Origin of the sequence: Nonomuraea sp. NPDC050383 (assembly GCF_044459125.1) — a bacterium.
Classification (GTDB): Bacteria; Actinomycetota; Actinomycetes; order Streptosporangiales; family Streptosporangiaceae; genus Nonomuraea.
In genome coordinates this window covers 71725-98645 of record NZ_JBITIP010000025.1, presented here as the reverse complement: position 1 = coordinate 98645, position 26921 = coordinate 71725, and the positions used below count along the sequence as shown (strand labels likewise).

Here is a 26921-nt window from a genome sequence, read left to right as displayed (position 1 = left end):
AGTGCGCCGGCCACCCGATCCACCACGCGACACGAACAGCCCCGGTGTCATGCCGACGGCCACATGATCATGGCGCCGGTCACGGGGGGCGTCAGGCGGATCTCTCCCGCGGCCCCTGGTCGCGGCCGGGCAGCTCGCGGGGCACCAGCGTCGGGTTGACGTTGCCGAGGACGGTGTCGCGAGAGACCACGACCCGGGCCACGTCGTCGCGGCCCGGCACCTCGTACATGACGTTGAGCAGCACCTCCTCGACGATCGCGCGCACGCCGCGGGCGCCGGTGCGGCGCAGCAGCGCCTGCTCGGCGATGGCCTCGACCGCGTCGCCGGTGAACTCCAGCTCCACCCCGTCCATCTCCAGCAGCCTGCGGTACTGCTTGAGCAGGGCGTTGCGAGGCTCGCTCAGCACGCGGACCAGCGCCTCGCGGTCCAGCCGCCCCAGCGTCGCGATCACCGGGAGGCGGCCGACGAGCTCGGGGATGAGCCCGTAGGCGACCAGGTCGGACGGCATGACCCCGGCCAGGGAGTCGCCCTGGAGACCGGCCGGGGAGCCGGGGTCGGCGCGGGGGCGCAGGGTGGCGCCGAAGCCCGAGCCGCCGCGTCCCGAGCGGGCCTCGACGATCCGCTCCAGCCCGTCGAAGGCGCCGCCGCAGATGAACAGCACGCCGGTGGTGTCGATCTGGATGTGGTCCTGCTGGGGGTGCTTGCGGCCGCCCTGGGGCGGGACGCTCACCGTCGTCCCCTCGATGATCTTCAGCAGGGCCTGCTGGACGCCCTCGCCGGACACGTCGCGGCTGATCGACGGGTTGTCGCCCTTGCGGGCTATCTTGTCGATCTCGTCGATGTAGACGATGCCGGTCTCGGCCTTGGCCACGTCGTGGCCGGCCGCCGCGATGAGCTTGAGCAGGATGTTCTCGACGTCCTCACCGACGTAGCCGGCCTCGGTCAGCGTGGTGGCGTCGGCGATGGCGAACGGGACGCCGAGCACCCGCGCGAGGGTCTGGGCCAGGTACGTCTTGCCGGAGCCGGTGGGCCCGACCATGAGGATGTTGGACTTGCCCAGCTCCACCTGCTCGCCCTGGCCGTCGCGCGGGGCGAGCCGGATGCGCTTGTAGTGGTTGTAGACGGCCACCGCCAGGGCCGTCTTGGCGGGTGTCTGGCCGATGACGTACTGGTCGAGGAAGGTGTGGATCTCGCGCGGCGGCGGCAGCGGGATCTCGGGGGCGGCGCTCTCGCCGCCTTCCTCGCGCAGCAGCTCGGTGCACTGGGCGACGCACTCGTCGCAGATGCAGATCTGCGCGGGGCCCGCGATGAGCTTGCGGACCTCCGCCTGGCCCTTGCCGCAGAACCTGCACGTCAGCCCCGGCGCCATGCGCGCCACCCCCTCCACCGAGATCAGATGATGCGGTCATCTGAATGGCGACGGTATCTTGGTTCGATACGGGGCGCAAACAGCGCGGACGGGGAGGACGATGGCCCGGCTCAGCAGGGTGGAGCTGCAACGGCTCAACCGCTCGAAGGTGGTCGAGGCCGCCCGGCGCGAGTTCGCGGAGCGCGGCTTCGCGGGCGCCACGATCGACGGCATCGCCGAGCGCGCCGGGCTCACGCGCGGAGCGGTCTACTCCAACTTCCCCGGCAAGCGGGCCCTGTACTTCACGGTCCTGGCCGAGCCCGTCGGCGACCCCTCCGGGGAGCCGGCCGGCCGGGCGGGGACGGCGCGGGAGGCACTGGGGGCGTTCGCGCGGGCGTGGGTGACGCGGCTGCCCTTGGTCACCGGCGGCCCGCACGACCCGGACGATTCCGGCGGGGCGGCGCGCCTGGCGGTGGACCTGATGCCGGAGATCCTCGCCGACGAGCGGCTGCGAGCGGTGACCACGGCGCTGCGGCGTCTGGACGCGCTGCTGCTGGGGCTGGCCCTGGAGCGCATGGACCTGCTGGAACGCGGCGGCTCACCCGAGCGGGAACGCGCTGCGGGGCGGCGGGTGCGGGTGGCCGAGGCGGCGCTGGTGACCTTGCGGGGGGCGAGCGAGCTGGCCGCGGCCGCGCCGGGGTTCGTGGAGCCGTTCGACCTGGTCGCGGTGTGCGAGGAGCTGGCGGGGCTGGACCTGGGCGACAGGTGGGCTCCGCCGCCGGTGTTCCCGCGCGTCCTGCCCGCCGACGCCCCCTGGCCGCCCGGCTCGTTCTCCGAGGGCGACGGCGTGGTGGCGGTGCTGGGCCTGCTGGAGGCGGGCGCCGTCGAGGAGGCCGTACGGGCCGCGCCGCCGGGCGTTCCGGTGACCGCGGTCCTGGTCACCGACGACCCGGCCGAGTTGGCGCCGCTGGCACGGCTGGCGCTGGCCGGCGTGAGCGGCTGCCTGCGCCAGGCGTTCCCGGAGCGGGCGTGGCCCGGGCTGCGGATCATCTGCGACGTGACGGGCGCGCCGGCGGCGGCGGCCGGGGTCCCGGTGGTCACGGACCGGACGGCGACGGCGGTCCGCGTCCGGGACGGCCGGATCGTCGCCCGCGCGCACGGCCCCGGCGCCTGCCACGCGATCGCCTCCTCCCTCCGGCCCGCCCCCTTCGTGCTGTGATCCGCCTCCGCCCGACCCGGCGCCTGCCAGGGGTCACCGCAGCGTGAGACCACCCGCATCGGCGCAGCGGGCCGGTTGCCTCGTCATCGGGCGCGTGCTGCCGCGGCCACCGTTGGGACGATGGCCAGGGCCAGGATGCCGCCGCCCAGGGCCAGGGCAGGGTAGCCGGCGGTGGCCGTGACCAGGCCCGAGGCCATGCCGCCGGTCGCGCCGGCGATGGCGATGGCGACGTCGACCAGGCCCTGGGTTCTGGCGCGGGTGGCCGGTGGCACGGTGTCGGTGATGATCGCGGTGCCGGTGACGAGGCCGAGGTTCCAGCCCAGGCCCAGCAGCGCCAGGGCGACCGCGTACAGGGTGACGGATTCGCCCGGGGCAATGGCGGCGACGATGCCGGCGGCGAGCAGGGCCAGCGCCGAGGCGGAGGCCACGACGAGGCGGCCGTAACGGTCGACGAGCCAGCCCGTCACCGGCGAGGGCAGGTACATCGCGCCGATGTGGATGGCGATGACGAGCCCGGAGGCGGCGGCGCCGTGGCCGTGACCGTGCATGTGCACGGGTGTCATCGTCATGATCGCGACCATGACGATCTGGGTGAACACCATGACCAGCGTGCCGGCCAGCACACCGGAACGGTGTGCCTCCGGGTGCGGCCGGTCCGGTTCCGGGTGGGGCGGGGCGGTGCGGGACAGGAGCAGCGGGTCGGGGCGCAGCCAGACGATCAGGATCAGTGCCGCCAGCGCGTAGGCGGCGCCGGCGAGCAGGAACGGCCCGGCCAGGTAGGGGATGCCGAGGGTGTGAGCGAGGTCGCCGGTGGGGGCGGCGAGGTTGGGGCCGGCCACCCCGCCCAGGGTGGTGGCGACCAGCACGGTGGACACGGCGCGGGCGCGGTGGGCGGGGGCCGCCAGGTCGGCTCCGGCGTAGCGGGCCTGCAGGTTGGTGGCGGTGCCCGCGCCGTAGACGAACATCGCGGCGAACAGCAGTACGGGCTCGCCTGTGACGGCGGCGGCGATGACGCCCGCGCTGCCGACGGCGCCTGCCAGGTAGCCGGCGGCGAGGCCGGGGCGCCGGCCGCGCGCGTCGGAGATGCGCCCGACCGCGACGGCCGCCAGCGCGGAGCCGACCGTGGACAGCGCGCTGAGCAGGCCGGCGAGGCTGGTGGAGCCGAGCATGTCCTGCGCGAGCAGGGCGCCGACGGTCACGCCTGCCGCCAGCCCGGCCCCGCTGAGGACCTGGGCGGCGACCAGGACGATCAGGACGCGGCGCTGCGGCTGAAGGCGCGGGAGGTCCGCGGTCCGGGCGGGCACGATGCTCCTCACGTGCGGTCGCCCAGGTCCAGGTGGCCGGCCAGGCCGGCGGCGGTGAAGGCGGCCACGAGCTCGTCCCGGCCCTCGGTGAAGTGGGCCCAGCCGTCGTAGTGGACGGGGATCACGCGGCGGGCGCCGAGGATCGTGCAGGCTTCGGCGGCCTGCGCGCTGTCGAGGACGATCAACGCGCCGTCGAACAGGACGGAGAAGCGGGGAGCCCCGGCGAACAGGATCGCGGTGTCGACCGGGCCGAAGCGTTCGGCGATCTGCCGGACCGCGTCGAGTGAGGCGTTGTCGCCGCTGACGTAGACCGTGGGCAGGCCCTCACCGGTCAGGACGAATCCGACGACCTGGCCGGTGATCTGCTCGACCTCCTCGCGGGCGCCGGGCCCGTGGATGGCGGGTACGCCCGTGACGGTGACCGTGCCGCCCCCGGGCCGGTCCAGGGTGATCGGCTCCCAGTCGGCCAGGCCCCTGGCACCGTCGCCCAGCCGTCGTCCGCCGCCGGGCGTGGTGAGGGTGAGCGGGACGTCGGCGAGCAGGGCCCGGCCGGAGTGGTCGAGGTTGTCGGGGTGTTCGTCGTGCGAGAGCAGGACCACGTCGACGCGGCCGAGGTCGGCCGGTACGGCGGCGGGCGGCGCCGTCTTCGTCAGCCCGCCGCCGGGCACCTGGTAGTCGCCGGGGGCGTCGAAGGTCGGGTCGGTCAGGAAGCGCAGGCCACCGTACTCGAACAGGGCGGTCGGGCCGCCGAGAACGCGGACGGGCATGTGGTCGGCGGTGGTGCTGGACATAGGTATGACCTCACGGATGAGAAGGGGTTTATCCGTGAATGACGGTAGTGGTGTCTCACGGATGAATGCAAGCCGTACCATGAGGGCTATGAGCGAGCCCCTGACCGCCGCGTCTGTGCTGCCGCCCGCGCCCGGCGCCGACGACTACCTCGCCCTCGACTTCGTCAACAGCGCGATCGCGTTGCCCGGAGGGCATTTCGTCGATCTCCTCGGCACCCCTGGTGGGGCCAACCGGTGGCTCACGGAGCACGGCCTCGCCCCCGAGGACGCCGGGGTTCAGGAGATGTGCGCGGCGCAGCTGCGCTCGCTGCGCGAACACCTCAGGGTCCTGTTCGCCGCCCGGGCCGGTGGCCTGCCCGTCCTGCCCGCGGCCCTGTCCGCCGTCAACGACGCGCTGAGCAGGGCCCCTTCGGCCGCCCTGCTGTACTGGGACGAGAAACGCGGCCCCTACCGCGCGGCGCCGTGCCCGACGAACGAGATCCTCGACCGCGCGCTCGCGACGCTCGCGGCCAACGCGGCCGACCTGCTCACCGGCCCCGACGCCGAGCGCCTGACCCCGTGCGGCTCCACCCCCTGCAACCGTTACCTGCTGCGCCACGGCCGCCGCCATTGGTGCTCCGTCCGCTGCGGCGACCGCGCCCGCGCCGCTCGCGCCTACGCCCGCCGCGCCCAGCCGAAGGCCGGCTGACCGGATCCGGTCCGGCGAGGCGCCCGGCCACGCCCGGGGCGAGCGCGTTCGCCGGGGACAGCACTCGCGGAGGTGCGGGGAACGGGCAGGGCATTGAGAAATCGTCGAGAAACCGTTCAGACCGGTAGCGCATGCTGCGGCCACCAGGCAACCGACCGAAAGGAAGGCTCCATGCATGCCATGACCAGATTGGCCGATCGGCTCCTGGAGATGGTCGCCCCGCACACCGTGGCCCGAGCAACCGACTGCGCCTACCAGTGCTGCTACGCGAACTACTGGAGGTACTGCTGCTACTACCCGAACGGCACCTCCCACTGCGATGGCTGCATCACGAACTCGAGCTCCCAGCGCTCCTGCTGAAACCGGTCGGTGCCCGGCGGCCGCGTGCGGCCGGGCACCCCGTTCGCATCCATCAGGGTGACCTGTGCTCCACGCCGAAGCCCGCCACCTTGGCCGGCGTGCCCGCCCGCTGCCCGGTGACCATGGCGGCGCGTGAGCATCCTTCACGTTGACCCTGCCTCGGCGTCAACGGCGGAGCCGCCGCCTGTTAGATTCTGCTGTCATGATCAAGGCAAGGCGCGCGTCAACGACATGGGCGTGGGCCGCTGAGGCGTAGGAGCAGCCCGGCCAGCCGATCAACCATGGGAGCGATCGACTACAGGAGCAAGGTGTCAAGAACTTCCCGGCTCGCCACTGCCCTCGTGGCCATGGCGACGCTGTTAACGACCCCGTTAGCCGGGGTGGCCAACGCGACGGTCACCGGACAGGACGTCACGGATGCCGTCGGCAAGCGCGGCATCGCCTGGGGGCCGTGCGAGGAGGAGCCCACCGTCGAGTGCGGCACCCTGGCCGTACCGATCGACTGGTCCAAGCCGAACGGGCCCACCGTCGAGCTGACCCTCGCCCGGCGCAAGGCCACCGACCCCTCCGCACGGATCGGATCCCTGCTGACCAACCCGGGCGGACCTGGCAACTCCGGCGTGAACGACATCCTTCGCCCGTCCGGCTTCAGCGAGGACGTCCAGCGGCGGTTCGACATCGTGAGCTACGACCCTCGTGGCGTGGCCCGCAGCGGCTCGGTGACCTGCTCGGCCTCGGTGTACAACCAGATGCCGTACCCGGTCATGACCAGCCAGGCCGACTACGACACGTGGGTCGCCTTCGACAAGAAGCTGCGCGCGGACTGCCGCACGCTCACCGGCCCCCTGTACGACCACGTCGACTCGGTCAACGTGGCGCGTGACATGGACGCCATTCGCGCCGCGCTCGGTGAGGACAAGCTGACCTCGTACGGCGTCTCCTACGGGACGCTCGCCCAGCAGATGTACGCCGAGCTGTTCCCGAACCGGATCAGGGCCATGGTGCTGGACAGCAACATGGACCACAGCCTGAACGTCAAGGCGTTCCAGGTGACCGAGGCAGACACCGTCCAGGACAGCTTCGACGAATTCGTCGCCTGGTGCGCCCGGGACACCGAGTGCGTCCTGCACGGACGCGACGTCCGCGCGCTGTGGAAGGGACTGCTGGAGAAGGCCGACCGCGGCGAGCTGTACTGGCCGGGCGTCACCGACCGCCCGGTGAGCGCCCACAACCTCCTCTGGCTGGGCGTGGTGCTCAACGAGGCGCCCGTCTGGCGGCAGGAGGCCGAGGTGCTCCTCGCCCTGGCCGGCGGGCCGGTGCCGGATGACATGCCCGGCCCTCCCGGCAACGGACCCGTGAACGGTGAGTTCGCCGAACTGCCCACCGCGATCCTCTGCGAGGACTGGAACCTGTCGCTGCGGGACTACAACCAGTACGCCGACGTGATGCGCAGCTCCAACGCGGTGGCCCCGGACATGCGGTACAACCCCATGCCGATGGGCGACATGCCGATCTGCCAGGGCCACCCGGTCAACAACCCGCAGCACCGGCTGCGGTACACCGGTAGCGCTCCGCTGCTGGTGGGCACCTCCATGCACGACCCCGACACACCGTACGCGTGGTCGGCCAACGTGGCCCGCCAGCTCGGCTCCAAGGCCACGCTGCTCACGTACGAGGGCTGGGGCCACGGCGTCTACGGCATGACCCGGTGCACCACGGCCGCGATGGACCGCTACCTGATCTCGCTGACCGTGCCCGCGAAGGGCACCCGCTGCCCGGCGGAAGAGCCCCAGGGCTAGACGCGAACCGCGGCAGAGCTAGAGGTGAACGACGATGCCGGGCTGACGCGGATCAGCCCGGCATCGTCGATCTGTCCTGGGCGCCGGTCGTCGAGGTGGGGGCGCCCCCGGCGGCTCGTACCGCCCGCCGTCACCGCGCCGTCGAGCGGGCCGTCGAGCGGGCCGTAGACCGGGCATCGCGCAGGAACAGGGCGCTGGTGAGGACGCCGACGAGCACGATGGCGGCATTCACCGCGATCGCCACCTTCAGCCCGCCGAGGATGGCCGAGGCTCCGACGCCGGCCATGGCGCCGGTGGCGACGGCGCTCATGATCGGCGTGCCCATCGTGATGCCGACCTGCTGGGTCATGGTGGCGAGGCCGGTGGCCAGGCCCTGTTCGTGGTCGGCCAGCCCTGAGGTGGCGGTGACCATGAAGCCCACGATGACGAGCATGTTGCCGACACCCCCGGCGAAGCTGGCGATCAGCATGAGCCACATCCACGAGCGGTCGTCGCCGAGACCGAGCAGGGCCGCGGTGAACACGGTCTGCAGGATGCCGCCCAGGATCAGCGTCCGCTTGCTGCCGATCATCCCGATGATCTTCGGGGCCGTGGTTCCGCCTGTGACCGTTCCCAGGCCGAGAACGCCGAAGGACAGGCCGGCGGCGAGCGGGGAGAAGCCGAGCACGTTCTGGAGGTAGAGGGTCAGCGGGAAGACCAGGGAGGTCTCGGTGAGGAAGGCGATCAGACCGGCGACGTTGCCCCAGGCCACCGACCGCTTGCCGAGCACGCCGAGCGGCACCAGCGGCGCGGACACCTTGCGCTCGACGGCGTAGAACACCAGCAGCAGCACCACGCCCGCCGCCAGCGACAACAGGGCGCCCGCCGAGCCCCAGCCCTTCTCGCCCGCCTGGGTGAGCCCGAAGACGATGGCCAGCAGGGCGAGGGTGACGCTGACGGCGCCGGGCACGTCCAGCTTGGGGCGCTCGTCGGGCCGGGACTCCTTGATGATTCTCGGGGCGACGAGCAGCACGGTGAGGGCGACGGGAACGTTGACGAAGAACGCCCATCGCCACGACAGCAGGTCGGTCAGCAGGCCGCCGAGGATGGCGCCGGTGGTGAACCCGGTGGACATCAGCGCCCCGTTGAGGCCGAGCGCCTTCTCGCGCAGCGGGCCCTCCGGGAACGAGGTCGTCATCAGCGACAGCCCGGCAGGGGTCACCGCGGCGGTGGCCAGCCCCTGGAAGACGCGGGCCGTGATCAGCATCTCCGGGTTGCGCGCCAGCCCGCCCACGAGCGAGGCCGCGCCGAGGACCACGAGGCCGCACAGGAACAGCCGGCGGCGGCCGAACAGGTCCGCGACCCGGCCGAAGAGCAGGGTGAAGCCCGCCGCGCACAGCGCGAACGAGGTGGCGATCCACTGCAGGTTCGCCATCGAGAAGCCCAGGCCCTTGCCGATCACCGGCAGCGCCACGTTCAGGATGGCGAAGTCCACGGCCAGCATGAACTGCGTTGCGAGCAGCAGGACCAGCACCAGCCGGAGCCGGGGGGTGAGCACGGCCGGTGCCGTGCCGACGGCAGGGCCGGGCGCGCTACCGGCCGCCTCCGTATCAGTGACAGACATGACGTCGAGTCCCTTTCCTCATGGTTCCTGACACGCGGCGCGCTCAGTCGCGTCACGTGCGGTCACGGAAAAGGCTCCTCGGCACCCGGATTCGCAGCCAGAACCCTGCCTTGCGCAGCCAGTGCGAGGGTAGTCATCGCAGCACCACCCTGACGGCTCCCGGCCGTCGGGACCGGCGGGCATCATGGGAGAGTCAGTGACCACGAGCTGTCGCAGTCCGCCGACCTGGAGGCATGAATGGACGCCTCGTCCGAGCTGGGAGACTTCCTCAAGTCGCGTCGCGCCGCGCTGCGTCCCGAGGACGTCGGCCTCAGCCCGCACCGGACCCGCCGCCGGGTCACCGGGCTGCGCCGCGAGGAGCTGGCGATGCTCGCCAACGTCAGCATCACCCACTACACCCGCCTCGAACAGGGCCGCGCCGCCGGTGTCTCGGACGGCTTGCTGGAGGCGATCGCGCGCACCCTGCGCCTCACCGACGACGAGACGGTCCACCTGAAAGACCTCGCCCGCCCCGCCACCGCGTCGTCCCGCCCCGCCCCGACCCGGGCGACGCACGCCAGCGCCTCGGCCCGGCAGCTGCTGACAGCCATGACCGACGTGCCGGCCCTGGTCCTGGACCGGCGCAACGACGTCCTCGCATGGAACCACCTGGGCCACGCGCTGCTCGCCGGACACCTGGCGCCCGAGAGCCCGGACACACCCGCCACCCGCCCCAACGTGACCCGGATGCTGTTCCTGGACCAGCAGTACCGGAAGTTGTACGCGAACTGGCGCGACCAGGCGGAGCTCGCCGTGGCCGCCCTGCGCCTGGTCGCCGGTCGCCACCCCGACGACCGCTCCCTGGCCGAGCTTGTCGGTCAACTCACCATGAACTGTGACGAGTTCGCCTCTCTCTGGGCCCGGCACCCCGTGCGCACGTGCACCTCCGGAGTGAAGCACCTGCGTCACCCACTGGTGGGTGCGATGGAGCTCAGCTTCGAGAATCTCCTCATCCCCGGCACCTCGGGCCAGCACCTGATCGCCTACACGGCCGAGCCCGGCTCGCCGTCGGAGGCGGCACTGCGGCTCCTGGGCAGTGTGACGGCTTCGGGGACGCAGGACACGTCGGCGGTACGGCACTCCATCACCGCCCAGGCGGCACCGGCGTCCACAGCCGGCGGAGCGGGCCGGCCGTAGGCGCCGGCCCGTATCACGTGCCAGGCCGGGTGCCGGCCTCGCACGGCTCGAGGTCCGGTGCTCCGGCGCGGCCGAGATCGTCGAGCCGAGACCGCGTCCGGGCGGTCGAGCGGCGCGCCAGCAGGCGTCCGGTCAGCGCGGCCGCGAGGCCGGCCAGCCCGGCAGCCGCGAAGCCGGCCGCCGGCACGGAGGCGTCGATCGCCAGCCCGACGATCGGGGATCCGAGCGCGAAACCCGCGCTCTGCGCCGAGGATTGCAGTCCTGTCGCCTCACCGCGCACGCCGGCCGGAGCCAGCCGGCTCACCGCGTCGGCCACCGTGGAAAGGGTCGGCGCGGTGAGAATCCCGGCGCCGACGATGGCCACGCACAGCCAGGGCCAGTCGTGGGCGAGACCGGCGGGAATCGTCACGAGCCCGAGCAGGCCGAGCAGCAGCCACGTGGGCATCGGCCGGGGCAGCACGCCGTAAACGAGCCCGCCGGCGACGGAGGCCACGCCGAACACGGGGACGACGACGGCGGCCCAGGACACCTGACCTGCTTCTTCGAGCGTGGCGACGATGGCGAGGTCGACGCCGCTGAGCAGCGTCGTGGTGCCGAACGCCATCGTCAGTACGGCCATCATGCCGGCGCCCAGCCACTCCCGGCGCGGGGGTCGTCCGGCCGCGGCGGCATCGGCCTCGCCCTCGGCCCGCAGTGGCGGGTTGAGCAGGGCGATGCCGGCACCGCCGGCCGCGATCGCGGCGCCGACGCCCCACGCCACCACGCCGGGGGATGTCTTCGCCGCACCCAGGATCACCACCGCCGGGCCCACGATGTACGACAGCTCGCCCTGCACCGACTCCAGCGCGAACGCTGCCCGGCGCTGTCCCGTCGTCGTCATCGCGGCGATCGCCTGCCTGGTCACCTGCTGGACCGGCACCATCAGCAGACCGGCCACGAAGGCGGCGCCCAGCAGGATCAGGTACGGCATGATCGGCACGCTGAGCCAGAACACGACCTGCAGGACGACGGTTACCAGCAGCACGCTCCGCAGGCCCCGCACGTCGATCAGGCGGCCGAGCAGCGGCCCGCCCAGCGCCACCCCGACGGTCAGCGCCGCCGCGACACCACCCGCTGCGGCGTAGCTCATGCCCAGACCCAGCACGACATACATCGTCAGTGCCATCGCGTCGGCCGTGATCGCGGCACGGGCGAGCAGCGAGACGCCCAGCAGCGATGCCATCCCTGGCACGGCGAGCACCTGTCGGTATCCGGTCACCCGCGACACGCTAGATCCTCCGGCGAAGCCATAGGAAGTGGCCAATTCTTTGCAGCTGACATAATGAATTCTTATGGCCAGAGATCTCGAGATCGGGTTGCTACGGTCGTTCGTCACCGCCGTGCGGGCGGGCAGCATCAGCCGCGCCGCGACCGCGCTCGGACATACCCAGCCCGCGCTCAGCCAGCAGTTGCGCAAGCTCGAGAGCGTGGTCGGCCGTCCGTTGCTGCACCGCTCGACATCCGGCGTCTCGCCGACCCGGGCGGGGGAGGAGCTTCTGCCGTACGCCGACCGCATTCTCGCGCTCGCCGCACAGGCGCTCACCGAAACCGGGCGCGCGCTCAGCGGCCACTGCGGCGTCGGGTTGCTCGAGGACCTCGCCGCCTCCCAGCTTCCGCAGGCCCTGGCCGACCTCGCCCATGTGCACCCCGGCACGACGCTGGAGGTGCTCAGCCTTCCCAAGGCGTCGACACGGGAGGCCTATGACGCGGGCCGCATCCAACTCGTGCTCGACGAGGTGCCGGACCTTCCCGGGCCGCCGCGCTGGACGGTGCGCCGCCCGCTGGTCTGGGCGGTCGGCCAGGGCGTGGACGTGACCGCCGATCCGCTGCCGGTGGTGCTGTTCTCGAACACCTGCTCCTGGCGTACGTCCGTGCTGGAGACGCTGGAACGCACCGATCGGCGCTGGCGGGTGGCGTTCGAAAGCAACAGCCTGGTCAGCGTGCTCGCCGCGGTGCGGGCCGGGCTCGGCGTCGCGGCGCTCATGCCCCCGAACGTCGAACCGGCCATGGCCTGCCACGACGCCGACGCCCTGCCCGCCCTGCCGGACGTCGAGCTTGGTCTCGCGCGGCACCCACGGACCGAGGGCGATCCGCTGATCGATGCCGTGGAGACCGCGCTACGACGCATGATCTGAGTTGCGCCGCGGGTCGGGGACGGGGGTTCGATCCCACCCGCACCAGGGTCCGGCCCGGTGTGCCCGCTCAGGCGACCTTGGTGGGCTGGGGGGAATCGTCGGAGGCCGGGCTTGCGGCGATGTCGCGGCGTGGCCGGCCCAGTGCGGCGGCGATGGCCACCGTGCCGACGACGCATACGGCGGCTGTTCCGTACAGCGTGGTGTGCAAGGCGCCGGTGAACCCCGCGGCCAGCGTGTCGAAGGCGCCGCCGGTCAGGTCTCCCGCGGCGACCTTCGCGGCCACCTCCTGGGAGCCGACGCGCGTGCCGATCAGGCTGACCAGGACGGCCCCGTACACGGCGATGACGATGGCTTCGCTGCCGATGCGCATGGTGTTGAGAAACCCGGTGGCCATCCCGGCCTGCTCGGGCTCGACGAGGCTCATCGCCGCCCCGTCACCCACCCCGAACGACAGCCCGGCGCCCAGCCCGACCATCAACAGCGGCCCGGCGATGACGGCGACGGAAGTGGACGGGCCGATCACGGTGAGCCAGGCGTTTCCGCCGGCGAACGACGCCAGGGAGACGGTGATCAGCACGCGGGCCGGCACCCCCCGGTTCACCAGCCCGCCGGCCAGCGGCGGAGCCAGGAGCACCGGTGCGGTCATCAGCAGCAGTACCGTTCCGGCGCGCTGCGGGGAGAACCCGCTCGCACCCACCAGATAGGTGGGCAGGTAGGTCAGCAGCGTCACGAACCCGAACGTCGAGACCACCGGCACCATGCACAGCGCCAGGAATCGGCGGTTCTTCACCAGCGACAGGTCGAGGAGCGGGGCGGCGGAACGCGCCTGCAGGACGACGAAGAGCACCAGCAGCACCACGCCGACGATCAGCAGCGCCAGCACCCCGGGGCTCGCCCAGCCCCATTCCGGGCCCTGGACCGAGCCCAGGACCAGCGCACCCAGGCCGGCGACGAACACCGCCGCACCGCTCACGTCCAGCCGGGGACGCTGCGCCGCACGCGATTCGGCGATGTGACCGACGCCGATCAGCGCCACGGCCACCAGGGCGGCGTGCAGCCCGAAGGTGGCGCGCCAGCCCAGCGCGCCGACCAGCCAGCCCGACAGGGTCGGCCCGGCCGCCAGGCCGAGCCCGGCGGCGCTGCCGAGCGCCGCGAACGCGCGGGTGCGCGCTGCGCCGTCGAAGGTGGTGGCCAGGATCGCGCCGGCGCTGGCGAACACCCCGGCCGCGCCGATGCCCGACAGGCCGCGGGCCAGGTCCAGCAGGGTGATGCCGGGGGCGGCTGCCGCGGCCAGCGAGCCGATGGCGAACAGTCCCGCACCGGCCGCGAAGGTCCGGCGGCGTCCTGCCAGGTCGGCCGTGGATCCGCTGACCAGCATGAACGAGGCGAAGGTCAGGTTGTAGGCATTCATGACCCATTGCAGTGGCGCGCCTGCTGCGTGCAGGTCCGCGCCGATGCCGGGCAACGCCACGGCTGCTCCGGAGATGGACATCGGCACGGTGACGAAGGCCAGCAGCACCACCGTCAGCGTGATCGCCGGACGGGAGCGTGCGGGGGGATCGGTGGTCATGGGTTCGCGCTCCTCACGCATATTCGACAGCCACAATCAGCCACTGGCGGGAGAATGCCACTCAGTGGCGTTAGCTGTCAAAGCGCAACCGCCCTTGCGTGCTAGCCTCTTGGCGTGAGGGATGACCTGCGCGACCTGCCGCTACGCGAACGCAAGAAACTGCGCACCCGCCGAGCTCTGGCCGAGACCGCACTCCGCCTGTTCACCGAGCGTGGCTACGACGCCACCACCCTGGACGATCTGTGCGATGCCGTGGAGGTGTCCAGACGCACCTTCTTCCGCAACTACCGCTCGAAGGAGGACGTCGCGCTCGCCGCCGACAGCGACCTGTGGTCGGCCTATCTGGACTACGTGGCCGCCCAGGAGATGGACGGCCCGCTGATCGAGGCTCTCCGCGCAGCGCTGGACGCCACCTTGAGCGCCATGGACGCCGACTGGGATCGCCGCTTCCTGACCGCCCGGGAGCTGTCGGAAGCCGTCCCCGCGCTGCAGGCGCACAGTCTGGGCTACTGCCATGACACCACCCGGGCCCTGGTCGAGGTGGTGAGCGGCCGTTCTGCGACCGGCGTCGACGAGTGGGAGGTCCGTCTGGCCGTGGAGATCTTCGTCGCCGCCTGGCGCACGGCTTCCCTGCGTTGGACCGCGCACGGCGGCCACGGCGGCCGCGACACGTTGACGAAAATGGTCCAGGAGACCTTCGCCGAGATCCCCGCCGCGCTCACCTCCACCGCCTAGCGATCCTTCGCCATCACGACGGTTCGCGCCGGCCGTCAACGCCCTTGAGGGGAGTGGAGGGCCGGTGCGGCCCCGCCGCCCCGGTGGGCGGAGGGGCCGGGACCTGCTGGGAACCGATCTATCCGAGCACCGGGTAGTTCGCGCGGAACACGTTGTTCGGGTCACGGTCCCGCTTGATCTCCCGCAGCCGCGCGAGCGCGCTGCCGGAGAAGGACTTCGCCGCCGTCTCGCCGGGGGACAGCAGGGTGTACGGCTTGCGGCCGCTGATGTAGGCCTCCAGGCCGGCCACGACCTCGGCCTGCTTGGCGCGCGTCGCGTCGGCCGTGTGCGGCAGGCCGAGACCCAGCAGGCCGAGCAGGTACGGCTCAGCCACCGCGCCGCTCGCACCGGCCCCGCCGCCCGGCTCGGCGAGCGCCCCGCCCAGGTGCCGGATCTGCACGTTGATGAGCGGTTCGACCGGCTTGGCCAGCAGGAGCTCCACCGCGTCCGCGTCCAGGCCGGTGAGCAGCTCCGCACGAGCGATGGATGGGGCCGGGGCGGTGGGCTCGGCGGTGATGTCACCCAGGTCGGCGACCGGGACGACGCCGCGACTGTCGGAGATCGCGTCCTCGATCTTGTCGAGGCGTGCCAGCAGGTCCTGCCCCTGAGCCGCCTCACCCAGGTAGGCCAGATCCAGCGTCACCATCGGCGGCGCGCCGGGGGGCCGGAGCCGGTTGATCCAGACACTGAGCTCACGCGGCGCCTCGGCGGTGATCTCCAGGAACGCGTCGTACACCTCCCTGGTCCGGTGCTCCGGCCAGATCACGCGCCCGCCGTACAGGACCGGCGCGGGATAGAGCTCGAGTTCGAGGGCGGTCACCACCGCGAAGTCCCCGCCACCGCCGCGCAGCGCCCAGAACAGCTCGGGATCGGACTCGGCGGTCACCCGGCCCGGCTCGCCGTCGGCGTCCACGATGTCGATGGCCCGCACGCTGTCGGAGGCGAAGCCGTACTTGCGGCTGAACCAGCCGACCCCGCCGCCCAGGGTGTAGCCGGTCACGCTGACGCCCGGCGCACTGCCGGACAGGCCGGTCAGACCCAGCGGACCGGCCGCCGCCAGCACCTGCCCCCACTTCACGCCCGCGCCCACCCGGACCACGCGCTCCTGCGCGCGTACCTCCACCTCGTTCAGCAGGCCGGTACGCAGCAGGATCAGGCCTTCCACATCACCGGAGGCGCCATGCCCGCTCGGCTGCGCGGTCACCGTCAAACCCGCCCGCCGCGCGTAACGCACGAGCGCCGCCACGTCATCGGCATCCGCGGCCTCCACCACGGCCGCCACGGGCTGCCTGACGGTCAGATTCCACGCGGTGGCCGCCTGTTCGAAGCCGTCATCACCGGGCAGGAGCACGCGCCCCTTGAGGACACCGCGCACATCGTTGATCGTCATCGTCGTCTTCCTTTTTCGAGTTCTCACACCTGCGAGGGAGCACCGTGCTGCGCCCTGACCGCGCTGTTCTGGTCCGGCTCGACCGGCCGGTGGATGGCGGGACGCTTGAAGAGTTCCGGTGATGGTCAGGCGGCCTGCGGGGCGGGCGTCGCCGGAGCGGCCGCGACCTTGCGGGTCTCGCGCAGCAGCAGCAGGCCGTTGCCCACCATCAGTGTCGCGGTCAGGCAGTGGACGCCGAGCGCGGTGGCCACGGAGCCGTGGTGGGCCAGCACGTTGGTCATGTCGCCGTACGCGGCGAGGGCCTCCACCAGCAGTGCCCAGCCCAGCGCCCGGCGGTGGCCCGTCACCAGCAGGATGCCGAGGACCAGGGCCATGACGACGTCGCGGATTCCCTTGACGATCAGGAAGCCGCCGCCGTCGCCGGACGGCCAGGTCGGCAGGCCGAAGGTCGGCGCCGTCGCCTCCGGGCTCAGGATGAACTCCGACCCGAACCAGAGGATGAAGAGGATGAAGGCGGCGGCCAGGACAGTGTTGATCTTCTTCAGCGACATTGTTGTTCTTCCTTCGAGTCTTCGGTGAGCTTGGTGAGTCGTGCGTGGGGGTCTGGGGCCTGGTCAGGCCGCGCGGACGCGGCTGATGTGGCGGGCGTAGCGGGGGCGGCCGATGATGTGCCAGATGCCGCGTACCGGAGCGGGAAGGGCGGACAGGAGCGTGGCGCGCTCGGCCGGGTTCGCATCCTCCAGGACGAGGCCGAAGAGGGTGAGCAGGGTGAGCTTGGGCGTGTTGGCCACCAGATGGTCGCCCAGGGAGGCCCATTCCCTTTCAGTGATGTGCTCGGCCGCGAGCGGGAGGAGAGTGGCCTCCTCGTCGTCGAGGTGCTCGAGAAGCACGGCCCGGTGGTCGGCCAGGGCGGCCACGAGCGTGTCGCGCTCGTCCGCCCCGGCGGCGGCCTCCCACGCCGGGAGCGCCGCGTCCAGCCTGGTCAGCGTGGCCGCGACGCGCTCGTGCTGGGCCTCCATGCGCAGCACGATGTCGGCCTGCAGGTCCACCCGGGACAGCAGCGGCGGCCACAGCAGCTCGTCCTCGCCCTCGTGGTGGTTCTTCAGTCCCAGCCGGTAGTCGCGGAAGTGGTCGGCGATCACCTTGGCGCGAGCGGTGTCACCCGGGGCGACCGCCGCGACGAGCTCCATCAGCAGCCGCGACTCGCGACGGAAGGCGCGGTGGACGATCTCCATGTCCTGGGTGTTGACGCTCATTTCGTTCCTGCCCTTCATCGGCTCGATGTGCCAAGGCTGCTCCCGGGCGTTTGGAAGGCACTTGGAACCCGACTTGGAGCCCGACTTGGAACGCCAGGATCCGCGTAAGATGTCGCACGTCATGGTGTTGATCCGGGTATTGGGCTCGCTCGGCGCCGAGGTCAACGGCGAGCCCGTTCCCCTGGGCGGGCCGCGGCAGCGCGGCGTCCTGGCCCTCCTCGTCGCGGCGCGCGGACAGGTCGTGCCGGTCGACCGGATGATCGAGGATCTCTGGCGCGGCGAGCCGCCATCGCGTGCGCTGGCCTCCCTGCAGGCGTACGTCTCCAACCTGCGCCGGCTGCTGGAGCCCGGCCGCCCGCCCCGAACCCCGGCCCGCCTCCTGGTGAGCGCCGCCCCCGGCTACGCGCTGCGGCTGCCGCCGGATTCGGTGGACGCGTGGCGTTTCGAGGACCTGCTCGACGGGGCCCGCACGCTCACCGAGCCTCAGGCCGCCCGCGCCCGGCTGGCCGAGGCACTGGACCTATGGCACGGACCCGCGTTCGCCGAGGTCGCCGACGAGCCCTGGGCCGCCGCCGAGACCGCCCGCCTGAACGAGCTGCGCCTGGTCGCCCGCGAGCTCCACATCGCGGCGAGCCTGCGGACGGGCGACCCCGCCTCGGTGGTTCCCGAGGCCGAGAGCCTCACCCGCGACGAACCCCTGCGCGAAGAGGGCTGGCGCCTGCACGCCCTGGCGCTGTGGAGCAGCGGCCGCCAGGCCGACGCCCTGGCGACGCTCCGCCGCGCCCGCGCCACCTTCGCCGACGAACTCGGTCTCGACCCCGGTCCCGACCTGGTCGCCCTGGAAGAGGCGATCCTCGCCCAGCGCATCGACATCCTCCGCACAGCCGTCCCCGCACCCCCACAGGCCACGCCCTCGCACGATGCGCCCTCACACCATGCGCCCTCGCACGACGCGCGCCTGCACGACGCGACCCCGCATCGCGCTGCCTCCTTCGTGGGGCGGGAGGGCGAGCTTGCCGCGCTGGTTTCGGCCGCCGGGCAGGCTGCCGCCGACGGGGCGCGCGTCGCTCTCGTCACCGGGGAAGCGGGGCTGGGCAAGTCGACGCTCTTGGAGCACCTCGGCGCGCAGTTGGAGCGCGACGGCTGGCTCGTCGCCGCCGGGCGCTGCCCGGAGGTCGACGGAGCGCCGCCCGCGTGGGCGTGGGTCGAGGCGCTGCGGGCCGTCGCCGCGGCCGTCCCTCCGGGGGAGTTCGCGGACGACCTGGCGCCGCTGCTCTCCGACTCCATTCCGGTGGACATCGACGCTGCCGCCGGGCGGTTCCGGCTGCGCCGGGCCGTGTGGGGCTGGCTCGCGGCGGCCGCCACGGAACGGCCGGTCGCCGTCGTGCTGGACGACCTGCACTGGGCGGACACGACCACGCTGGAGCTGCTCGGCGGCGGCGTCGGCGTGCGGGCCCCGATCCTGGTCGTGGCGGCGTACCGCCAGGAGGAGAGCGAGCACCTCACCGAGACGCTGGGTGCGCTCGCCCGCACCGTGCCGCTCCGGATCGCGCTGCCCGGGCTCGACGGCGCGGCGGTGGCCGAGCTCGTACGGGCCGAGAGTGAGGCCGACGACGCGACGGTGGCGAGGATCGCCGAGCGCACCGGCGGCAACCCGTTCTACGTGCGGGAGAGCGCGCGACTGCTGAACGGCGAGGGCGCGCTGGTCGCGCTCTCGGAGGTCCCCGAGGGCGTACGGGACGTGCTGCGGCGCCGGCTGGCAAGGCTGCCCGAGAGCGGCGTGTCCGTCCTGCGGCTGGCGGCGGTGGCCGGCCGGGAAAGTTCGGTGGACGTGCTCGTGCAGGCCGCCGACGCCGACGGGGACGGCGTGCTGGACGCGCTGGACGCGGGCGTCATCGCCGGGTTGCTCGACGAGCCCGGGCCCGGGCGCGTCCGGTTCGTTCACGCGCTGGTCAGGGACACACTGATCGCCGACCTCAGCCGGTTGCGGGCCGCAAGGATGCACGCCCGGATCGCCGCCGCCCTGGAGGGCACCGGCGACGTCGCGGCGCTCGCCCATCACTATGCGCGAGCGGGATCGCCGAAGGCCGTCGGCTATTGCGTGCGGGCCGCCGAGCTGGCCGAGGCGCGCTACTCCCACGACGTGGCGGCTGCCCTCCTCACCGACGCGGTCGCCAACTCCAGCCAACCGGACGAGCGCGTCGACCTGCTCGGCAGGCTGCTCCGGGCGCAGATCAGGGCCGGGGCCGGCGCCGCGGCCAGGGACACGCGCGAGCAGGCCGTGGAGTACGCCGAGTCGATCGGCCGCGACGACCTGATGATCGCCGCGTTCACCGCCTGGACCGAGCCCACCCCCTGGCAGGCCCGCACGTACGGCACGGTCGACCGTCCCGTCGTCGACCGTCTCAGCCGCCTGCTCAAGCGGACCGGTCTCGCCCCCGACGTGCGGTCCCGCCTCCTCATCGCCTACGCCAACGAGCTGGTGGGCGAGGACGATCCGACGGTCATGGCGGCGGCGCGGGAAGCCCTCGACCTCGCCACCGATCCCCGCCTCCGGGCCGCGGCGCTCCTGGTCCTCGCCGGCGACCCCGGGCAGGAGGAGTACTCCCGCGAGCTGGTGGAGATCGGCGTCGAGCACGACCTGCCCGTCTACCGCGTGACCGGGCTGCTCAGCCAGGCCGCCAACGCCGCCGCGGCCAACGACCCGGCGACGATGCGCCGCGTGACCGAGGAGGCGCTCGACCTCGCCCGCGCCTACCGGATGCCGGAGGCGATCGGCGCCCTCGAGATCGCGCTGGCGAGCCTGGTGCTCATCGAGGGCCGGTTCGCCGACGCCGAGCGCCTCTACGCCGAGGCCACCGAACGCATGGAAGGCGCCGGATCGGTGCACGCCGGCTTCCTGCCCCTGGCGCGGGCGGCGATCTGGCTGAACGACGGCACGCTCGGCGACCACCTGGACGAGGTGCGCGCTCTCCGCGAGGCGCTCGGCCCGATGGTCGCCGACCTGCTCGCGCTCGCCCTCCACGCCGCCGGCCGCAGCGACGAGGCGCGCCGGGCCCGCACGCCACCGAGCCCGATCCGGCCCGACTTCTTCTTCACCTTCCTGACGAGCCTGCGCGCGATGGCGATCGTCGCGCTGAACGACCGCGACGCCGCCGCGGAGATCTATGCGGGCCTGCTCCCTCACCGTGAAGGCCCCCCGGCCGGCGCGGAGAGCCTTTCGCTGGGGCTGCGTCCGGTCGCCCACACGCTCGGTGAGCTGGCGCTGCTGCTCGGCCGCGACGACGAGGCCGCCGCCCACTTCGCCCGGGCCGCCGCCATCGCCGACCGCTGGAACGCCCCCCACTGGTCCGCCGCGGCCCGCGCACACCTCTGACCAGCCCAGCCCGGACGGAAGATTCGCACCGTGTGGGACGGCAGCGTCTTCACCGTCACCCAGCTCCACCGGTCGAGCTCACCGAGGCCGGACGTGCTCTCCAGGACGCGTATCTGACGTCACGCGAGATACACCGCGCAACGGTCTTCTCCGACATCCTGCGAACCATCTTGCATTCACACTATATTCAGTACATACTGGATTTTATAGACGATTGAGATTGGTGGACGGCATGACAGGTGACCGGGAGCGGATCCTGGAGTGGGTGGAGCGGGCGGCGGTGTTCTGCATCGATGAGTACGCCGTGCCGCCGATCGCCGGCCGTGTGCTGGCCTGGTTGATGATCTGTGATCCGCCGGAACAGTCGGCGGGGCAGATCGCCGAGGCGATCGGCGCGAGCAGGGCGTCGCTGGCCACCAGCATGCGCCTGCTCATCGACGCCGGATTCGTGCGCCGTCGCACCCGCCCGGGGCAGAAGACCCACTACTACCGGGTGGACGATGACGCCTGGGAGCGAGTCGTCCGGCGCAGGGTCGCGGGCCTGGCCGCGTTCCGTGAGATCACCGCGGCGGGCATGGAGGTGGCCGGGTCCGATCCGGCGCGCACCGGGCGGCTGCGCGCGGCGCATGAAGTCTTCGACTGGATGGACAAGGCCTTCGCGAGTATGCCCGGGCCGCAGCACGAGGGAGATGCCGATGAGGCGTGAGGAGGGTCGCAGCGCGATCGTGGCCGGGGCCGGGATCGGCGGGCTGGCCGTGGCCGTCGGCCTGCTGCGCAGCGGATGGGATGTAACCGTGCTGGAGCGGGCCCGAGAGCTGGGGGAGGTGGGCGCCGGCTGGTCGTTCGCGCCGAATGCGTTGCGCGCGGCCGACGCCCTGGGCGTGGGCGAGGAGTTCCGGGCGTGCTCGGTGCCCACCGAGGCGGGCGCCACGATGCGGCTGCCGGACGGGACCTACCTGATGCGGTTCCAGCCGGACGCCGACCCGGCGCTGCTCGCCAACCACCGCGCCGACCTGCAGCGCGTGCTGGCCCGGCACGTGCCGGCGGAGCGGATCCGTACCAGCGCTGAGGTGACCGGCGTCCGCCAGGACGGCGACGGCGTCACGGTCACCTGTCGTGACGGCGACGAGGTGCGGGCCGACCTGCTGGTCGGGGCAGACGGCATCCACAGCACGGTACGCCGCAGCGTCTGGCCGGACGCGCCCGAGCCCGTCTTCCAGCGCATCCTGTGCTGGCGCGGGGTGACAGCGCCGGGCACGGTCTGGCCGGTGAGTGGGTTTCAGACCTGGGGCCGCGGCGCCCGGTTCGGCGCGCACCCGTTGATCGGCGAGCGGGTGTTCTGGTTTCTCACCGTCCGCCAGGAGCAGCCGGGCCTGCGCTTCGACGACGATCTCGGCGAGGTGATGGCCCGGACGCGCGGCTGGCACGAGCCCATCCCGGCCCTGCTGGCCGCCACGCCGCCCGAAGCGGTGCTGTGCCACGACATCCACGACCTGGACCCGCTGCCCTCCTACGCCAAGGGCCGCATCGCGCTGCTCGGCGATGCCGCCCATGCGATGACCCCCTTCCTGGCCCAAGGCGCCTGCCAGGCGCTGGAGGACGCCGTCGTACTGACAGCCGAGGCAGCCCGGACGAGTTCCGTCCCGCAGGCCCTGGACCGCTACGACGAGGTCCGCCGCCCCCGCACCCAGCAGGTGCAGCGCATGGCCCGGACCGACCCCAAGCTCAGCCTGTCCACCAGCGGCGCGACCTACCGGCTCATGACCGCGATGACCCGCCTGGCCTCCTCCGGCGTCGCCCGCCGCAAGAGCGCCCGGCTCTGGGACTGGACTCCTCCCGCTCTTTCTACGGAAGTGACACGATGACGATCGAGCACATCATGTTCTCCAGTGGCGACGTACGCTGCGCGGCCGACCTCTATCTGCCGCAGGAAGCCGGCGGGCCGGTGCCCGGCGTGGTGATGGGTCACAGCGTTCACATGGTCAAGGAGGCGCTGGCGCCCGGCGCCGCCTACCTGGTCCGGGCCGGCTTCGCCGTCCTCGCGATCGATTACCGCACCATCGGCGCCAGCGAGGGCCACCCGCGCGGCCAGGTCTTCCCGCACCGCTACGTCGACGACGTCCGCAACGCCATCACCTACCTGCAAGGCCGCCCCGAGGTCGACCCGGCCAGGATCGGGTTGTGGGGGCACAGCCTGGGCGCCACCGTCGCGATCCAGGCGACGGCGATCGACCGCCGGGTCACATGCGTCGCCTGCCAGAACCCCAGCATGTTCAACGGCTGGCGCGCCATGGAGAAGGCCCGCGGCCGGGCCGGCGTCCAAGCGATGCTCGATGTCGTCGATCAGGACCTGCGGCAACGCCAGGAGACAGGGAAGGGGATGCGCATGCCGCTGCTCGGCACCGGCGACCCGCACATCGTGGACTACCTGCAGCTGGCCAAGGAGGTCTACCCTACGTTCGACGACGAGGTGGAGGCCGAGTCGCTGGCTCAGGTGCTGCAATGGGTGCCGGAGGCGTTCATCGAGCGCGTCGCCCCCCGGCCGCTCCTCATGGTCACCGGACGCGAGGATCTCACCCACGACATCGACGAGGTCCTGGCCGCCTACGACCGAGCCCGCGAACCGAAACGCCTGGAGATCCTGCCCTATGACGAGCGCGGCCTGTCCGTAGAACCCGGACTCGGTCAGGCGATGAGCCTCGCGGCCGAGTGGTTCCGCCGACACCTGATCGAGGCAGAGCCGTTCGTACCCTCCCCACCGGCCAGCGAAGTACGCGCCAAGGGCTTGCGCCCCGAATTCACTCCTCAGTAAACGTTCGATTTCGGCCTTGCCGGTGAAGTCGACCTCCTTCAGGAGGGAATCGAACGGGCCGGGTTGGCGGTGCAGGTCGTCGGTGGCGTAGGCGCCGAAGCGGCTGATGTGGGCACGCAGGCAGGGGGGCGATAGCAACTCCTCGATCGCCACGTTGATCAGATCCGCCGGGTTGTTCCTGGCCTGAGCCGCCTTCCGGATCACGGCTGCGGATAGGCGGTCCGCTCGATCCACGTCATCCAGGCCCGTTCCTCGCCTCGGTCCCCGGCGTCCAGACGCCGAAACCGTAGCGACGATCAACCTCGCCGAACGACCTTGTTCAGCAAACGGCGTCTTCAACGACGGAGACCGGGACTATCCGGCCGGCTCCTTCATCCACGCCCCCGCAGGTTCGTCCCACGTCCCGCGGACGACCACGGGATGCACGCTGTTCCTCTTCTTTCCCGAGGGTTGAATCACCGCACGGCAGGCGGCGGTCCGTCACCTTCCCCCGAACCGCCGACCGGCGGCCCGCTCAGGCTTGGCGGGTGGGCAGGATGACCAGCTGGCGCAGGTTGACGCGGCGCGGGCGGCTGGTGGTGTAGGCGATCAGGTCGGCGACGTCGTCGGCCGTCAGTGCGTCCATCGCGGAGTACATGCCGTCCAGCTGGCCGCTCAGCTCGCTGTTGTCGATGTGCGTGCCCAGCTCGGTGTCGGTCAGGCCCGGCTCGATGTTGGTGACGCGCACGTCCTGCCCGCCCAGCTCGGTGCGCAGCGACGCCGACAGGAAGGTGAGTGCCGCCTTCGTGGCGCCGTACACCGCGTAGTTGGGGAAGGTGACGTGGGCGCCGATGGAGGAGACGTTGACCAGGTCGGCGGGCCGGCCCTGCGCGGCGGCGGCGAGCAGGTCGGGGACGAAGGCGCGGATGACCCGCAGCGCCCCGCTCAGGTTGGTGTCGATCATGCGGGTCCACTCGTCGTCACGGCCCTCCACGATCGGGTTGGGCAGCATGACGCCGGCCGAGTTCACCACCAGGTCGGCCGGCCCGTACGCCTCGTGGACGCGGTCCGCGGCGGCGGCGACGCTCGCGGGGTCGGTGACGTCGGCGGTCACCGCCAGGGCCTGGCCTCCACCGGCCGTGATATTGGCGGCCAGCTCGTCGAGCCGGTCGGCGCGCCGGGCCAGCAGGGCCACGCGCGCCCCTTGGGCGGCCAGCAGGCGGGCGGTGGCCTCGCCCATGCCGCTGGCGGCGCCGGTGATGACGGCGGTACGGGTGGAAAGAGCGTCGTAGCTCATGGTGGTGCTCCTCGTCGAGGTGTTGTCGTGCTGACGGAGACGATCCTGCTCCGGACGCGCCGCCTTACCCAGGGTGAGGCTCATCCTGGGTCTGGCAGTGCCAGGTTGAGCGCGCGGGACGTTGCCTAGGCTGGGCCCATGAGTACTGATCTGGGCGATTTCCTCCGTTCGCGACGGGCGCGTATCCAGCCGGAGGAGCTGGGGTTGCAGGCCTTCGGGCGCCGCCGGGTGCCGGGGCTGCGCCGCGAGGAGGTCGCGCAACTGGCGGGAGTGAGCGTCGACTACTACATCCGCCTGGAGCAGGGCCGGGGGCAGAGCGTGTCGGACGCTGTGCTCGACGCCGTCGCCCGGGTGCTGCGGCTGGATGAGGTGGAGCAGGCGCACCTGCGCGACCTGGCCCGGCCGCACAAGCAGGAGGAGCGTCCCCGTACCGCCCAGCAGCGGGTGCGGCCGGGGGCGCGGCTCCTGGTGGAGTCGGTGAGCGGGCCGGCGTTCCTGCTGGGCCGGTGCATGGACGTGCTGGCGTGGAACCCGATGGGCGACGCGGTGATCGACTTCTCCGGCCGCGACGACCGCACGCGCAACCAGGCGCGTGACGCGTTCCTGAACCCGGCGGCGCGCGAGTTCTACCTCGACTGGCAGGCGGTGGCCGCCGAGACCGTGGCGTACCTGCGGCTGGAGGCCGGGCGCCGGCCGCGCGACAAGCGGCTGGCCGAGCTGGTCGGCGAGCTGTCGCTGCGCAGCGAGGAGTTCCGCCGCCTGTGGGCCGACCACCAGGTCAAGGAGAAGACCTACGGGGTCAAGCGGATGCTGCATCCGGTGGTGGGCCGGCTCGACCTGGGGTACGAGACGCTGGCGCTGCCCGGCGACCCGGACCTGTTGCTGGTCGTCTACACCGCCGCTCCGGGTTCGGAGGCCGCCGAGAAGCTGGCCGTGCTGGCGAGCTGGACGGCCGCCCCCTCCCTCGGCTGACGCCGCCCCTCGGGCAGCCGCCTTCCCCGGACCCGGTACGGTGGCCGGCGAACTCCTGGAGGGAAGGGCGGCATCGTGAGTGAGCACCAGCTGTGGCCGGGCGAACCCATCGAGCGGATCACCGCGTTCCCGGTGAGCTCCGCGCGGCCGGCGCCGGCCGTCGTGGTGCTGCCGGGCGGCGGGTACGACCACCTGGCCGGGCACGAGGGCGCGCCGGTGGCGCGGTGGCTGAACACGCTGGGGGTGGCCGCGTTCGTGGTCGCCTACCGGGTCGCGCCGCACCGCCATCCGCTGCCGCTGCTGGACGCCGCCCGGGCGGTGCGCTGGGTGCGCGCCCACGCGGCCGGCCACGGGGTGGACCCGGGGCGGGTCGGCGTGCTGGGCTTCTCGGCCGGCGGGCACCTGGCGGGGCTGCTGGCCACCGAGACGGGCCCGATGCTCGCCGAGGGTCCGCACGACGAGGTGGACGCGCAGGACGCCCGCCCCGGCCTGGCGGTGCTGTGCTACCCGGTCGTCACCCTGACCGGGCCCGCCGCCCACGCCGGGTCGGCCGCGAGCCTGCTCGGCCCCGGCGGCACCGGCGCGGACCTGGACAGTCTGTCGATCGAGCGGCGGGTGGGGCCGCACAGCCCGCCGATGTTCCTGTGGCACACCGCCGACGACGGCGCCGTGCCGCTCGACAACACCCTGCTCCTGGCCGGCGCGCTGGCCCGCCACCGCGTGCCGGTCGAGGCGCACGTGTACCCGCACGGCAAGCACGGCCTGGGACTGGCCGAGGACGACCCGGTGGCCGGCGACTGGACCCACCGGTGCGCCGCGTTCCTGCGGGCACGCGGATGGAGCGGCTGAACGGACCTCTGCGGCTGACCCGCCCAGTGGCTTTCGCGCCCGGTGGCTGGTGGGCGGGTGGCTGGTGGGCGGCGGGGGGGGGGGGGGGGGGGGGGGGGGGGGCCCGCGGGGGCCGCCCCCCCCGCGCGCGGAGCGCCCGCGCCCGGCCCCGCCCCGGGGGCGCGCACCCACCCCCCCCCCCCCC

Annotated in this window: 23 protein-coding genes; 13 read left to right on the top strand and 10 right to left on the bottom strand. The window is 72.7% G+C overall.

Annotated elements, in window-relative coordinates:
• Positions 1-91: 91 nt before the first annotated feature.
• The gene (gene clpX / locus ACIBG4_RS38615) at positions 92-1378 is read right to left on the bottom strand and encodes an ATP-dependent Clp protease ATP-binding subunit ClpX (protein WP_397207125.1); all 1287 of its coding nucleotides are present in this window, start codon (positions 1376-1378) and stop codon (positions 92-94) included.
• A 91-nt stretch (positions 1379-1469) separates the two neighbouring features.
• On the opposite strand from clpX, the gene ACIBG4_RS38610 reads away from it, so the two are divergent.
• Complete coding sequence (locus tag ACIBG4_RS38610; protein ID WP_397207091.1) at positions 1470-2567, top strand: TetR/AcrR family transcriptional regulator; 1098 nt, start codon at positions 1470-1472, stop codon at positions 2565-2567.
• An 83-nt stretch (positions 2568-2650) separates the two neighbouring features.
• On the opposite strand, the gene ACIBG4_RS38605 is transcribed toward ACIBG4_RS38610, so the two are convergent.
• Together ACIBG4_RS38605 and ACIBG4_RS38600 are read right to left on the bottom strand one after the other, a co-directional pair.
• Positions 2651-3871 (bottom strand): MFS transporter, encoded by a 1221-nt coding sequence (locus ACIBG4_RS38605; RefSeq protein WP_397207089.1) that lies wholly within the window; start codon positions 3869-3871, stop codon positions 2651-2653.
• Between the two features lie 8 nt (positions 3872-3879).
• Positions 3880-4662 carry an MBL fold metallo-hydrolase gene (locus ACIBG4_RS38600; RefSeq protein ID WP_397207087.1) on the bottom strand — a complete coding sequence of 261 codons (783 nt, stop codon included), beginning with the start codon at positions 4660-4662 and terminating at the stop codon, positions 3880-3882.
• Between the two features lie 88 nt (positions 4663-4750).
• Between ACIBG4_RS38600 and ACIBG4_RS38595 the strand changes: the two genes are divergently transcribed.
• The 3 genes from ACIBG4_RS38595 (at position 4751) to ACIBG4_RS38585 (ending at position 7509) form a co-directional block, all read left to right on the top strand.
• Positions 4751-5350 carry a CGNR zinc finger domain-containing protein gene (locus ACIBG4_RS38595; RefSeq protein WP_397207085.1) on the top strand — a complete coding sequence of 200 codons (600 nt, stop codon included), beginning with the start codon at positions 4751-4753 and terminating at the stop codon, positions 5348-5350.
• 180 nt (positions 5351-5530) lie between these two features.
• Positions 5531-5710 (top strand): hypothetical protein, encoded by a 180-nt coding sequence (locus ACIBG4_RS38590; RefSeq protein WP_397207083.1) that lies wholly within the window; start codon positions 5531-5533, stop codon positions 5708-5710.
• Between the two features lie 308 nt (positions 5711-6018).
• Positions 6019-7509 carry an alpha/beta fold hydrolase gene (locus ACIBG4_RS38585; protein ID WP_397207081.1) on the top strand — a complete coding sequence of 497 codons (1491 nt, stop codon included), beginning with the start codon at positions 6019-6021 and terminating at the stop codon, positions 7507-7509.
• Positions 7510-7639: 130 nt separating this feature from the next.
• Here the strand turns inward: ACIBG4_RS38585 and ACIBG4_RS38580 are convergent, their stop codons facing one another.
• Positions 7640-9112, bottom strand: a complete 1473-nt coding sequence (locus ACIBG4_RS38580; protein WP_397207079.1) for an MFS transporter — start codon at positions 9110-9112, stop codon at positions 7640-7642.
• A gap of 237 nt (positions 9113-9349) precedes the next feature.
• Between ACIBG4_RS38580 and ACIBG4_RS38575 the strand changes: the two genes are divergently transcribed.
• On the top strand, positions 9350-10288 hold the full coding sequence (locus tag ACIBG4_RS38575) for a helix-turn-helix transcriptional regulator (protein WP_397207077.1): 939 nt from the start codon (positions 9350-9352) through the stop codon (positions 10286-10288).
• A 13-nt stretch (positions 10289-10301) separates the two neighbouring features.
• Here ACIBG4_RS38575 and ACIBG4_RS38570 read toward each other — a convergent pair whose 3' ends face one another.
• Positions 10302-11546 carry an MFS transporter gene (locus ACIBG4_RS38570; RefSeq protein WP_397207075.1) on the bottom strand — a complete coding sequence of 415 codons (1245 nt, stop codon included), beginning with the start codon at positions 11544-11546 and terminating at the stop codon, positions 10302-10304.
• Positions 11547-11619: 73 nt separating this feature from the next.
• On the opposite strand from ACIBG4_RS38570, the gene ACIBG4_RS38565 reads away from it, so the two are divergent.
• Positions 11620-12462, top strand: a complete 843-nt coding sequence (locus ACIBG4_RS38565; RefSeq protein WP_397207073.1) for a LysR family transcriptional regulator — start codon at positions 11620-11622, stop codon at positions 12460-12462.
• Positions 12463-12529: 67 nt separating this feature from the next.
• Here the strand turns inward: ACIBG4_RS38565 and ACIBG4_RS38560 are convergent, their stop codons facing one another.
• Positions 12530-14032, bottom strand: coding sequence for an MFS transporter (locus ACIBG4_RS38560; RefSeq protein WP_397207071.1), 1503 nt, complete (start codon positions 14030-14032; stop codon positions 12530-12532).
• Between the two features lie 114 nt (positions 14033-14146).
• Here ACIBG4_RS38560 and ACIBG4_RS38555 point away from each other — a divergent pair, with 114 nt between their 5' ends.
• On the top strand, positions 14147-14767 hold the full coding sequence (locus ACIBG4_RS38555) for a TetR family transcriptional regulator (protein WP_397207069.1): 621 nt from the start codon (positions 14147-14149) through the stop codon (positions 14765-14767).
• A gap of 118 nt (positions 14768-14885) precedes the next feature.
• Here the strand turns inward: ACIBG4_RS38555 and ACIBG4_RS38550 are convergent, their stop codons facing one another.
• The 3 genes from ACIBG4_RS38550 to ACIBG4_RS38540 all read right to left on the bottom strand — a co-directional run bounded on the left by ACIBG4_RS38550 (position 14886) and on the right by ACIBG4_RS38540 (position 17452).
• On the bottom strand, positions 14886-16196 hold the full coding sequence (locus tag ACIBG4_RS38550) for an FAD-binding protein (RefSeq protein ID WP_397207067.1): 1311 nt from the start codon (positions 16194-16196) through the stop codon (positions 14886-14888).
• Positions 16197-16321: 125 nt separating this feature from the next.
• A complete protein-coding gene (locus ACIBG4_RS38545; protein ID WP_397207065.1) occupies positions 16322-16747 on the bottom strand; it encodes a DUF4267 domain-containing protein in 426 nt (141 codons plus the stop codon).
• 63 nt (positions 16748-16810) lie between these two features.
• Positions 16811-17452 (bottom strand): hemerythrin domain-containing protein, encoded by a 642-nt coding sequence (locus ACIBG4_RS38540; protein ID WP_397207063.1) that lies wholly within the window; start codon positions 17450-17452, stop codon positions 16811-16813.
• Positions 17453-17573: 121 nt separating this feature from the next.
• On the opposite strand from ACIBG4_RS38540, the gene ACIBG4_RS38535 reads away from it, so the two are divergent.
• From ACIBG4_RS38535 to ACIBG4_RS38520, 4 genes are all read left to right on the top strand, one after another.
• Positions 17574-20828, top strand: a complete 3255-nt coding sequence (locus ACIBG4_RS38535) for a BTAD domain-containing putative transcriptional regulator (protein ID WP_397207061.1) — start codon at positions 17574-17576, stop codon at positions 20826-20828.
• 223 nt (positions 20829-21051) lie between these two features.
• Positions 21052-21534, top strand: a complete 483-nt coding sequence (locus ACIBG4_RS38530) for a GbsR/MarR family transcriptional regulator (RefSeq protein WP_397207123.1) — start codon at positions 21052-21054, stop codon at positions 21532-21534.
• The gene (locus tag ACIBG4_RS38525; protein ID WP_397207059.1) at positions 21524-22693 is read left to right on the top strand and encodes an FAD-dependent monooxygenase; all 1170 of its coding nucleotides are present in this window, start codon (positions 21524-21526) and stop codon (positions 22691-22693) included. Before ACIBG4_RS38530 ends, ACIBG4_RS38525 begins: the two co-directional genes overlap by 11 nt.
• Complete coding sequence (locus tag ACIBG4_RS38520) at positions 22690-23640, top strand: alpha/beta hydrolase (protein ID WP_397207057.1); 951 nt, start codon at positions 22690-22692, stop codon at positions 23638-23640. The genes ACIBG4_RS38525 and ACIBG4_RS38520 overlap by 4 nt, the downstream gene beginning before the upstream one ends.
• A 514-nt stretch (positions 23641-24154) precedes the next feature.
• On the opposite strand, the gene ACIBG4_RS38515 is transcribed toward ACIBG4_RS38520, so the two are convergent.
• Positions 24155-24916, bottom strand: a complete 762-nt coding sequence (locus ACIBG4_RS38515) for an SDR family oxidoreductase (RefSeq protein WP_397207055.1) — start codon at positions 24914-24916, stop codon at positions 24155-24157.
• A 138-nt stretch (positions 24917-25054) separates the two neighbouring features.
• Here ACIBG4_RS38515 and ACIBG4_RS38510 point away from each other — a divergent pair, with 138 nt between their 5' ends.
• Together ACIBG4_RS38510 and ACIBG4_RS38505 are read left to right on the top strand one after the other, a co-directional pair.
• Entirely contained in the window at positions 25055-25888 is an 834-nt protein-coding gene (locus ACIBG4_RS38510; RefSeq protein WP_397207053.1) for a helix-turn-helix transcriptional regulator, read from the top strand.
• Between the two features lie 75 nt (positions 25889-25963).
• Positions 25964-26737: an alpha/beta hydrolase gene (locus tag ACIBG4_RS38505; protein WP_397207051.1), complete on the top strand. Its 774-nt coding sequence runs from the start codon at positions 25964-25966 to the stop codon at positions 26735-26737.
• Positions 26738-26921: the final 184 nt, after the last annotated feature.